Raw genomic sequence first — 11,510 nt, forward strand, 5'->3', positions numbered from 1 at the left:
AGCTAAATAAAGAAGAGGCAGGCCTTCAGCCAACCTCTTCCATTGTCTCTATATAGTATAACAAAAAATTTTTTTTAAAAACTACCCGTATTTACTTTTTCAGGACGGGTAACAGGAGCAGTTAATTTCTTTCCATCTTCGTTTACTAGTTCTGTTTTGCCATTTACCGTTACTGCCACGCTTTCAATTCCCTTTTGCTCTGTTAAGGAAAGGACCAGCGAGTCTAGTAAATGCTGTGAAATGATCTTTTTGTCAAAGCTGCCGTATATAGAGTTATTGAAATTCAATGTTACCTTTCCATTCTCTACTTTAGGTGCTTCTTTCAATTTAACTGTTGGCAGGAAGTCGGAAACTAAATCCGACTTTTGATTCGGCCCTTTTACCAATTCCTCAACAATGGCTGTAATATTGTCCTTTTCAGTATTGCTTACACGCTTAGTGACAGGAACATAATAATAAGCTCCCTCTTTGCCGCCAATATAGTAAACAGTAACAGGCCTTGTATTTGTAATATCAAGTACATCTGCAGTATCAAGGTTGATACCACTGGCTCTTGAAAGACTTTCACTAATAGGTGTGCCATTTACCGGCATTTCTTTCAGCTCATGGCCCGCCATTTTTAGTTTAACTTTTTTAATAGAGTCAAACTGGGTCAGGGTCCAAGTTACCGATTGAAGGATTTTCATTTCATCCTCAGCTTTATAATTCTTAAATTCCTTTGAAAAGTCTACGCTTGCAATGCCTTCTTTAATATCAATAGTAAACTCAGTATCAGCTGGCAGCACTGCCCTGAATCCGTTAGGAAGGATTTCCGAAACCGGACCGCTATCTACCAGGTATTCCAGTGCCTGTTTGGCGACTGAGGCTGTCTTCGGCAGGGTTAAGGTCTGGGGAACCACATATCCATTTTTGTCAATTAAATATAGCTCTGTTTTAACTGCACCCTCTGCATTCTCCTTCTTTCCTGATGCAACGCTGCTGGTTTTTCCGCTTGTATAGGTCACACTTTTGGGCGGATCAATTTTTTTCTGGATTTCCGTATTAAACAGCCCACAGCCTGACAAAAGGACAGACGAAACAAGGACAGCTGAAACAATCGTTGTTGTTTTATTTTTGGACATTTAAATCCCTCCTGAGACAGTTTGTACTACATGTATACGAGCCTGCTCAGATTTTAGACCCTTAAAGAGAATATTTATGGACAATCTTTTAAAATATTTTAGGGATAGCCCATTTTTGAGGGACAAAACGCGTTCGAACTACAAAAAAATTTATTCAGCCGGTTAACGATGGACAAAAGCTGGCCGGGGCAGAAAAAGAATAGGAAGGGCAGACCGTGTTCAGGCTACAGAAAAAAGTTCTTCAATGGGTTAATGGACCAGCTTAAAGAATAACGCCCTTGAGTACTAAAAACAAAAAAACTCCCGCTCGGGGAGTTAATGTTCAAGCTTTATCATTTCCACATGATCAATCTTCTCACGAAGCCATTGTGAAGCGATTTGTGAAAAGATTGCCCTGGAGCCTGTAGTGTAAAATTCATGTACAGGTTCCTCATCATTCTCAGTTAACAAACCTTTATATTGAAGGATAGTGCTGATTTCTCTTGCTGTTTCATCCCCTGAGCTAATGACACTCACTTCCGGACCCATTATCTTTTTAATTAAGGGTTCAAGCAATGGATAGTGGGTACATCCCAGAATGAGAGTATCTAGCCTTTGATTTAATAAAGGCTGCAGCGCCTCGGAAACAATCTTTTCAGCGATACTTCCGCTATACTCACCGCTTTCCACAAGAGGGACGAACTTTGGACACGCAAGACTTTCAACATGCAGCCTGCTGTTTAACGCTTTTAAGGCTCTTTCATACGCTCCGCTTTTTACTGTTCCTATGGTTCCAATAATCCCTACCCTATAATTATTTGTTGTTTTAATAGCGGCGCGGGCACCAGGGAAAATAACACCAATTACAGGAATCGATAGTTCTTGCTGAATATCTTCCAATACAGCTGCAGTTGCTGTATTGCAGGCAATGACCAGCATTTTTATGTTTCTTTTCAAGAGAAATCTGGTCAATTGCCAGGTGAATTTTTTTACTTCGTATTTGGACCTTGGACCATAAGGGCATCGGGCTGTATCACCTAGATAAATGATTTTCTCATTTGGAAGCTGCCTCATGATTTCTCTGGCTACCGTAAGGCCGCCGACACCCGAATCCATTACTCCTATTGCCTGTTTCAAGCTTCTCTCCTCATTCTTTACGCATTTCTAAATGCAGCTTTGTTAAATTACCCTGTAGCACCTGAATTTCTTCGTCAGAGAAATTTATCAAAACAGCCTCTAGGTATCTTTGTCGCTTATTGATTACCTCTTCTATAATACGTTCTCCTTCTTCAAGCAAATGTATCCGGACAACGCGTCTGTCATTTGGATCCTTAACACGCATAACGAGCTTATTTTTTTCCATCCTATCAACAAGATCGGTTGTTGTGCTGCATGCAAGGTACATCTTATTGGAAAGGTCGCCTATCGTCATGTCCCCGTCTTCAAAAAGCCATTGAAGCGCTACAAATTGAGGCGGTGTAATGGTGTAGTTGCTTAATAGCTCTCTTCCCTTTTGCTTGATTATACCAGCTATGTAGCGTAAGTCCTTCTCAATATCAGCTACAATTGGCCTGTCCTTTTTAATAGTATCTTCGGCTTTCATTATTATACACTCCTATTCACCTAATGCAATTTGGGAAGCATTCCTAACCTGATGAATGACCGTCTGCATGATAGGATTTACGGCTTTCCTATTCTCTTATTTTCTACTTTTTCGATGGAAAATTCAAGAGGATACACTTATTTCTTATTGAAAGGGTGGTAATGCAGTCAAATTTAGTACCTGTTTTTAAAGTACACCTGTCATTTATCTGGTAAACCGCAATCTAGTCATCTTAGAAAAACTTGGCATCCGCCAAGTCCCTTTGGCGGATGACCTAGTTTTTCTTATGCGTTCAGAATTTAGGGATATAAATTCTGATTAGCTAAAAAATCAGGACCGGCCTAGTAATTAGGCCGGTCTAGATTACAATTCCAGCTCTCCCATACGGAGGAGCTCTACAACAGCTTGTGAACGCCCCTTAACCCCAAGCTTTTGCATTGCATTCGAAATATGATTTCGAACCGTTTTCTCGCTTATAAATAATTCACCAGCGATTTCTTTTGTTGTTTTGTCTTGAACCAACAGTTCGAATACTTCTCTTTCCCGTTTGGTGAGTAATGGCTTATGCGAAAATTCATTTTCCTTCAAGTATTGTAACCCTCCTTGCCTTCGCCAGTTATGAACCGTGGGATGGGTATATATTTAGTCACCATATCATATGTAATTGCATTAGCCGGAGTGACTGAATTTCCTTGAAGGAGAACGAAAACTAATAAAATATGAAAGGCTCTAGGCGTTTACCGAACTTTGTTTCAAGAACAACTTCTTCATCTCTTCCGTCCAGGGAGCTCCCTTGCCGGTTTTTTTCGACATTTGCACAACAGTCCCTCTGCCTGTAAAGCAAATGTCTCCATTATCCCTCTTACTCATATAATGAAGATCCACAGAAGAGGTTCCAATTTTATTGGCTTTTACAAATATTCTTAAACTTTGGTCATAAAACACTTGTTTTACATAATCGCATTGCAAATCCGCAACAACAGGAATGTTTTCACTTTCTGGCTTTACCCAATCCTGCATAAAACCCAGACTCTGAAAATAATTAATCCTTGCTTCCTCAAAGTAAGAAAAAGGAACTGTATTGTTTAAATGCCCAAACATGTCTGTTTCGGAAAACCGTACTTTTACAGGATGATAAAAAGAAAACTCTTTCTCCCATGAATCAATTTCTTCGATGTAATCCATTTTTGCCACTAATAATTCCACCTCCTATAAACTGAATCACTATTCATTTTTCTATTATATATTATTTTTGTAGAATTTTTAAAGAAATTAGATTAGAAATATTATTAAATTACCCCTAGATTTATCCTTAAAACGGGCTTTTCGATGACAAATCTTGATCGGGTTCCCTACAAACTTGTCCACGAGACGAAAATTAAAGGAACAAATCTCTTCAAATCTCCTTACGTTTTGTCCTCGAGACGGGGGGCCTGATTTTCTCACATTTGATTTTTATGGATAATGGCTCCAGTAAAATCACATGCAAAAAGGGTGCCCTAATTTTTTCGGGGGGCACCCTCCTTGTGGAATGAAGTTAAGTTAAATTATCAGTAAAATCAATCCTCGTCTTCAGCTTTTTTGTCGTGGAAGGTAAGAACGTACGTGCTTAATGCTGGTACTTTTACCTTATCACCATTCAATTTATCTAAAGCTTCATCGCTTGCCTTAACTCCATTAACAAGAATATCCCACTTCCCTTTGCGTGGAAGTTGAATTTCAACTGGGGTTCTGTTGGCGTTATAGGCTACGACAATTTTTTCTGCCTTATCTCCATTCGCATTTCCATCAAGGACATAAGCAACGGCATTTGCAGGAGCATCAATAAATTTAAGATGCTGCTTAATGTCATTCGCATTTGTCATTCGGAAAGCAGAGTGGCTTTTTCTAACCTTAACTAATCCTTTAAAATACTCTACCTCTGCGTTAAACTGGCTTCGGCGAGTCCAATCAAGCATATTGACTGCATCTCCCGCATTATAACTGTTCTCATTTCCGCCTTTTGTGCGCATGAATTCCTGGCCTGCATGGATGAAAGAAAGTCCCTGAGAGGTCAAAACAATAGATGTAGCAAGCTTATGCATTTGCTTGCGTACCTCCTCGCTATCACCTTTATTTGTTATAGCTAACTTATCCCAGAGTGTAAGGTTATCATGGGCTTCTACATATGATACAGTCTGTTCAGGATCTTGTGAGAAGGTCTTAATCTGGTCATTGTAATCAATTCCCCCAACAACCCCCTTCTTAACTCGAAGCTCCATGCCAGTTTTTCCATTTACAAAGCCTTTATCATTTCCATCAAAAACGCTTCCTTTTAAACCATCGCGAATATCATCGTTAAAATGAGCAATTCCCGGCATTTTTGCAGCATTCTTTTGATTTGCCTTCAAGGCCGGATCTAGAGCTGTTCCCAAATCCCAGCCTTCTCCAATAACAATAATAGATGGATCGATATTATCAAGTGCTTTTCTGACGGCATTCATTGTATCGATGTCGTGAATCCCCATTAAATCGAAGCGGAAACCATCGATATTGTATTCCTTTGCCCAATAAGTAACAGAGTCCACAATAAACTTCCTCATCATTTTATGCTCGGAGGCAGTATCATTTCCTACACCAGTTCCATTACTTAGGGAGCCGTCTTCGTTGTAACGGAAATAATAACCCGGTACAAGCTTATTAAAGTTTGATTCCTGTGCACTGAACATGTGATTATAAACAACGTCCATTACAACTCGAAGATTATTATCATGAAGTTTTTGAATCATTTGCTTCATTTCGTTAATTCTTACCGTAGGTGTATAAGGATCAGTTGAATATGAACCTTCCGGAACATTATAGTTTTTAGGATCGTATCCCCAGTTATATTGAGGCTGATCCAGCTTAGTTTCATCTACACTTGCGGTGTTATAGTCATACATAGGAATAAACTGAACATGTGTAACACCAAGATCCTTAATATGGTCTAGTCCTGTTTTTACACCATTAGGGCCTCTTGTTCCTGTTTCAGCCACACCAAGGAACTTTCCACGATGAGCACTGCTTACGCCGCTTTTTGGATCAATGGTTAAATCGCGAATATGTGTCTCATAAATTATTGCATCCTCACGATTTTTAAATACTGGCTTAGTTGTTTTCCAATCTTTAGGGGTTGTTTCTTTTAGATTAATAACAGCGCCTTTGTCCCCGTTTACAGATGTTGCTCGGACATAAGGATCAACTGCTTCGTTCCAGGAGTCACCAATTTTCACCTTGTAGGTATACAACAAGCCCTTTTTATCACCAGGCAATTCCGCAGTCCAGGTACCCTTTTCAGAACGAGTCATTGTGATTTCAGTACCTGCAGTTGAATCCCATTTATCATAGGTTACAAGTTTAGCTTCACTTGCTGTTGGTGCCCAAAGGCGGAAGCTTGTTTTTTCCTTTGTATAGGTATTTCCAAGATCTTTTCCATCATAATAAAAACGGTCTTCAAAGGATTTGCTGCCAATAACTTTACCCATTTGAACAGTTGTCTGTCCAAACCCTTCCTTGCTGATGGTATACGTCTTAGACAAATCAAGTTCATCTTTTGTATAAACGACAACCTTGTTAGTCAAACCATCAGTAACTGTTCCAGCCGCTTCGACCTTATCAATTTCTGCGCCGTCAATAACGATACCTGGATTTTTACCTTCCTCAAGCGCAAATGGGAAGTTGGTTTCAAAGGTAATTTTGTTTAGTTCATCAATTGCAGCCTTTGTAATACGTGGTGAGCGGTCTATTTTGGCAGGATTATCATAAATCCGCTTTTGGCCTTGGGCCAGCCACACTTCGGCTTTTCCATCGGATGTGAAATTAGTAATAAATCGATTTTCATCAGGATCTTTTGCAGACCAGTCATCTTTTCTCACTATAAAACCAACCTTCGTAGCACCATTAAGGTTATCAAGTACAACAGTCCCCTGTTTGCCAAATGAGGTTGTTTTATCCAGTTTTACAGCCTGGCCATCAGACTTGTCAGTCCATACCCATAAATCCCAATTATTATAATTCAGATCATATCGGTAGTAATTGAATTTAACTTCTAAATGATTATAGGTTGGAATGTCTCGGTATTCACCATCCGGTGGAGTAGTATAAACCTTGTCATCTCCGGCTTTAATCCATACTTCATTCTGTCCATACCAGATGTTATCAATAAAACGGTCTCCGCCATCCTTTTCCCAGCTATCGGTCCGGACGATAAAACCTATTTTATTCCAATCCCCATCAACTGTAAGATCGGCCACTTTACCAAAGCTATCTGAGCCGGTAAAATTCATTACCTTGCCGCTCATTCCATCAGGCCATACCCAAAGGCTCCAATCCTTCGTATCTCCTGCTTTCGGCTGGTAATGGATTTTTATCTTTGTTGTAATTTTCTGCTGAGCAGGATCGACCTTTACAATTCTTGGGTTAAGTGCATCAAAAACAAAGACATAATTTTCACTGGTTGGTGGTATAAATGATAAATTAGGGTCTTCTTGCCAATTGCCATCCATTACATATTTGAAGTCAACCTTTTTCCCGGCTTCAAGAGCAATCGGCTGACTCTTCCAGACTTTATCTGCAGAGTCATAAGTTAGTGGTTTGTCTGCCCCACCCCAAGCTAGTGGATCAGAGCCTCTTACAACTACATTGTCGTAAACCTTGTTTCTATCAAGTGGAACATCATTGTATTGGAGTGATCCTTCTACTTTATAAATGGAGAATGAATTTGCTTTGCTATTAAACTTTAAATCTCCATTAGTATCATTTGTATATTCTGCTGTTCCAATCTGGTCTTTTAACGTCACATTGCTAATTTTTAATTGATTGTATAACTTGTTCACATCAATTTGTTGGTCAGATGCACCTTTGTTCACTACTACAAGGTATTGACCATTTTCGTCTGCTCTCTCGTATGCAAATACATTTTGAGTTGCAGTTAAGGATTTAAATGAACCCGTACGCAACGCACTAATATCATTGCGAAGCTTGATCATTTTCTTATAGTAGCTTTGCAGATCCAAGTTTTGCTTATCAGGATCCCAAGGCATCATTTCACGATAATAACGATCTTTCCAATCTGAAACTGAATCTGGGTCCTTACTCATTGAAAGTCCGACTTCATCGCCATAATAGATAATAGGTGAGCCAGGAAGTGTAAATTGAGTTCCAACTGCCAGCTCCATCTTTGTTACACCTGCTTTATATATAAAGCGAGGTTTATCATGGCTGTCAAGGAAAGAAGAAACAACATACTGTGATGGATATGTGGCAATATTTTCTTTAACTGTCTTGCTTAAATCCTCCATTGACTGATCATTGGCAAATGCATTAGTTAGTGCATCATTCATGCCAAAGTCTAAAGCACCATCGAGTTCACCAGCATAAGAATTAATCTTTTCCCTTGTGTCCCAAACTTCCCCAAAGATATAGGCATTTGGATTAATCTGCTTAACCTTATGGCGGAAGTCTGCCCAGTAGCTGTAGCTAGGACCTTTTGCATAATCCAGGCGGAATCCATCAAAGCCCAAATCGGTTAACCAAAATGGAACAACATCATTAATCATATAATTTCTTACTTCTGGATTATCATTGTTTAATTCAGGCAGCTCAGAAACTCCTGAAAAGGTTTTATACTGGTTGGGCCAATCTGTGAATGTGTACCAGTTGTAATAAGGACTGCCCTCTCCTTGAGCTTTTGCCGATTCAAAAAATGGATGCTGAGAGGATGAATGGTTTGCAACAAAGTCATATACCACCTTCATACCCATGTCATGAGCCTGGGCAAGCAATTGCTTCATTGTTTGCTCGTCCCCAAAGCGAGGGTTGATACCTTTAAAATTGGTTGGATGGTATCCATGTGAATATGGTCCTTCATATACTGGAGAAATCCAAATGGTATTAACTCCAAGGCCTTTAATATAGTCCAATTTGTTAATAACACCCTGGAGATCTCCACCCATCCAGCCTTTCAACTTCTCATCATTAGAAAGACCAGCGGATGCAGGGTCGTCATTGGAAGTATCTCCATTGTTAAAGCGGTCTACAAATACCTGATAAATGACTGCGTCTTTTGCCCAATTAGGAGACTTAAAGTGATCGACATAATAGCCAAAAGGCGTTGCCTGTTCTGTTTGTAGGCCATTGGAATCTGCGAATTGTGAACCTGTTCCACCTGTATTCCAAACATCCGTAATATATTTAACATCGGTGCCGTCTGGCTGTTTAGAAATAACTCCTTTATAGATAGTTGTTATTAGTCCATCTGCTGTGGTTCCTGCATCCTTTTCCTTTACCAGCGGAACTGCTTTACCAACTTCTGCAGTTCCCCTGCTTCCCTTTGGAAAAGTACCGTCAGTTGTATAGTAAATCGCACCGGCATTTACCGAATTATAATGTTTAACAGTTACAGTAACTGTTACGTCGTCATTGCTTGTTGGAATTTTTGGTGAATAGGCGTAATTATTATTTACATCCTTTGCAACTGGCATAGCACTCCAGCTTGTAACTGCATCGTTGTATACAGTACCTTCTGCTGTGAAAGCCGCTTGGCGATTTGAAGAAGCCTGTTCCTTAAACTTCTCATCCCCTAAAGAATAGAGGTAATTTAATGTATCCCCGGCATTTCCCGCCAGGGTTACTGCCCAGGTATCATCTGTCTGTTTTGTAAGAGGCGTAACCGTATAATTAAAACCGTTCAAAGAGGTACCGACGGTTGGTGTAGCCCAATCTGGCGTATTAGAAGGCAACTTAACTTTTAGTGTTAGTTTTCCAGTAAATTTTGAGAAATCAAGATTTACATCTACTGTTCTTTCCTGATCTGGATGGAAAACGAAGATATAATCTCCTGTTTGGGGCGGGGTAAATCGGAGATTTTCTCCTCCCATCCAATTTCCATCCGTAACAAACTTATATTCTACTTGTTTTCCCCCTGGGAGATTAATAGGCTGACTCTCCCATACGCCCTTTGTTTGGTTGTATGTAAGCGGGTTGTTGTCTGAACTCCAATCGAGCGATGCTGCATCTCCTCGCAGCACAACTTTGTCATACGTCTTGTCTGCAGCCGTTGCCTTTTGTGCAATCGGTGCCACAAACGTACTAAAAAGCAGTATAAACGCTAAAAACACACTGGATAAGCGTTTCATACCTTTCCTCCTCTTAAAATAGTATTTTTTGCGAAAACGTTTGCACAAAAGAGAATTGCAAACGTTTTCACATTTAAAGCGTACCACGCAAAAATATATTATACAAACAAATTCATCTGCGAAAATAGTAGTGTTTTTGACAAAGGATTTTGGAAGTTTCGACAAAAAAGGAAGGACTTTAGTCCTCCCTTAAATTGCTTTCGCATAGATGATATAACGTTTTGGTGCATTTCCGACATATCTGAATGGATAGCATGTAGTAATAATTAATTCTTCCTCTTTGTTTTGCAGGGTGATGATGCTTCTATCCTCTGCTTTTACAATCTTCGTCTTAATAATTTGATAGTTATAACTTCCATAGGGCATTTTTACCTCTAGGTTATCACCAATTTTGAGTTCTCCCAGCCTTTGAAAAACGGTATCCCGGTGACCTGATAAGACAATTTGTCCGTGACCCCCTGGATAAAATGATCCTTTATAGTGACCAACACCCTTTTTGAGGTCATCTCCATTTGTTCCTTCTACTACCGCTAATTCTGACTTTAATTTGGGCAAGGTAAGGATACCTATTGCATCACCAGAAATAGGAGTGAACTTCTTTTTCTGAATGGCAGGTGTTTTTGTATTAGCATTTTGGCTTGCAACCACCTTTTTTGCTTTTTTAAGGGTGCTGGCCTCTTTAATTCCTGAATCAGTAAGCTGCCATATTCCAGTGCCAAGGACACCTATACCGATAACCACGATTAACCATGGCAGAAAAGTTTTTAATTTCATCTTTTTTCCTCTTTCAAGAGCCAATATCTTTTTCATATTATAACAAATAAGGTGGGCTCTGTTGTTCAAAAGGCAGAAAAAAACCCCTTCCCAGCGGAAAGGAGCTTTTTAAAGTTATATACTATCGCTTCCAAAGAAGTTACGGAATCCCTGGAAGGTAGTATCTCTGTTAAGAGCTGCAATTGAAGTAGTCAAAGGAATACCTTTAGGGCAAGATTGAACGCAGTTTTGAGAGTTACCACAATTAGTGATTCCTCCGTCTCCCATGATTGCTTCCAAACGTTCTGCCTTATTTAGCTCACCTGTTGGATGAGCATTAAATAAGCGCACTTGAGACAATGGAGCTGGTCCAATAAAGTCTGATTTGCTGTTAACATTTGGACAAGCTTCCAAACATACACCACATGTCATACATTTTGAAAGTTCATAAGCCCACTGGCGTTTCTTCTCTGCCATACGTGGTCCCGGTCCCAAATCGTAAGTTCCATCGATCGGAATCCAAGCCTTTACCTTTTTGAGTGAATCAAACATTCTGCTGCGGTCAACCTGTAAGTCACGGACAACAGGGAATGTACGCATTGGTTCAAGCCGGATAGGCTGCTCAAGCTGGTCAACAAGGGCTGAACAGGATTGGCGCGGCTTACCGTTAATAACCATGGAACACGCACCGCAAACTTCCTCAAGGCAGTTCATTTCCCAAGTAATTGGACTTGTTTTTTCTCCCTTTGCATTTACAGGATTTCTGCGAATTTCCATTAGGGCAGAAATCACGTTCATATTGGGACGATATTCAATATCGAATTCTTCCGTATAAGGAGCAGAATCCGGGGTTTCCTGTCTAGAAATAATAAACTTTATTGTTTTATTTTCAGCCATGAC

8 protein-coding genes and 1 pseudogene are annotated in these 11,510 nt (G+C 39.8%); all 9 read right to left on the reverse strand.

What is annotated here, in order from left to right:
- Positions 1-74 precede the first annotated feature (74 nt).
- The 9 genes and pseudogenes from AC3WR0_RS02430 to sdhB all read right to left on the reverse strand — a co-directional run bounded on the left by AC3WR0_RS02430 (position 75) and on the right by sdhB (position 11,507).
- On the reverse strand, positions 75-1,121 hold the full coding sequence (locus AC3WR0_RS02430; protein WP_492550822.1) for a GerMN domain-containing protein: 1,047 nt from the start codon (positions 1,119-1,121) through the stop codon (positions 75-77).
- A gap of 315 nt (positions 1,122-1,436) precedes the next feature.
- Positions 1,437-2,237, reverse strand: coding sequence for a glutamate racemase (gene racE, locus AC3WR0_RS02435; protein WP_492550823.1), 801 nt, complete (start codon positions 2,235-2,237; stop codon positions 1,437-1,439).
- A 10-nt stretch (positions 2,238-2,247) separates the two neighbouring features.
- On the reverse strand, positions 2,248-2,703 hold the full coding sequence (locus AC3WR0_RS02440; RefSeq protein WP_027320191.1) for a MarR family transcriptional regulator: 456 nt from the start codon (positions 2,701-2,703) through the stop codon (positions 2,248-2,250).
- A gap of 363 nt (positions 2,704-3,066) precedes the next feature.
- Positions 3,067-3,291 (reverse strand): spore germination transcription factor GerE, encoded by a 225-nt coding sequence (gene gerE, locus AC3WR0_RS02445; RefSeq protein ID WP_027320192.1) that lies wholly within the window; start codon positions 3,289-3,291, stop codon positions 3,067-3,069.
- A 141-nt stretch (positions 3,292-3,432) separates the two neighbouring features.
- Positions 3,433-3,897, reverse strand: coding sequence for an acyl-CoA thioesterase (locus AC3WR0_RS02450; RefSeq protein ID WP_492550824.1), 465 nt, complete (start codon positions 3,895-3,897; stop codon positions 3,433-3,435).
- Between the two features lie 365 nt (positions 3,898-4,262).
- Positions 4,263-7,133 (reverse strand): type I pullulanase, encoded by a 2,871-nt coding sequence (gene pulA, locus AC3WR0_RS02455; RefSeq protein WP_492550978.1) that lies wholly within the window; start codon positions 7,131-7,133, stop codon positions 4,263-4,265.
- Between the two features lie 621 nt (positions 7,134-7,754).
- Positions 7,755-9,857: pseudogene (locus AC3WR0_RS02460) on the reverse strand (alpha-amylase family glycosyl hydrolase); the annotation flags it as partial.
- A gap of 189 nt (positions 9,858-10,046) precedes the next feature.
- Positions 10,047-10,631 carry a class D sortase, LPxTATN-specific gene (gene srtD, locus AC3WR0_RS02465; RefSeq protein WP_492550825.1) on the reverse strand — a complete coding sequence of 195 codons (585 nt, stop codon included), beginning with the start codon at positions 10,629-10,631 and terminating at the stop codon, positions 10,047-10,049.
- Between the two features lie 114 nt (positions 10,632-10,745).
- The gene (gene sdhB / locus AC3WR0_RS02470; protein ID WP_492550826.1) at positions 10,746-11,507 is read right to left on the reverse strand and encodes a succinate dehydrogenase iron-sulfur subunit; all 762 of its coding nucleotides are present in this window, start codon (positions 11,505-11,507) and stop codon (positions 10,746-10,748) included.
- Between the last annotated feature and the right edge of the window lie 3 nt (positions 11,508-11,510).

The sequence above is a fragment of the Neobacillus sp. FW104-15D2 genome (assembly GCF_058790155.1).

What these genes read in the sequence shown, in the direction of transcription:
- AC3WR0_RS02430 (WP_492550822.1), bottom strand. Translation starts at nt 1,121, where the DNA reads ATGTCCAAAAATAAAACAACAACGATTGTTTCAGCTGTCCTTGTTTCG.
- srtD (WP_492550825.1), bottom strand. Translation starts at nt 10,631, where the DNA reads ATGAAATTAAAAACTTTTCTGCCATGGTTAATCGTGGTTATCGGTATA.
- AC3WR0_RS02440 (WP_027320191.1), bottom strand. Translation starts at nt 2,703, where the DNA reads ATGAAAGCCGAAGATACTATTAAAAAGGACAGGCCAATTGTAGCTGAT.
- sdhB (WP_492550826.1), bottom strand. Translation starts at nt 11,507, where the DNA reads ATGGCTGAAAATAAAACAATAAAGTTTATTATTTCTAGACAGGAAACC.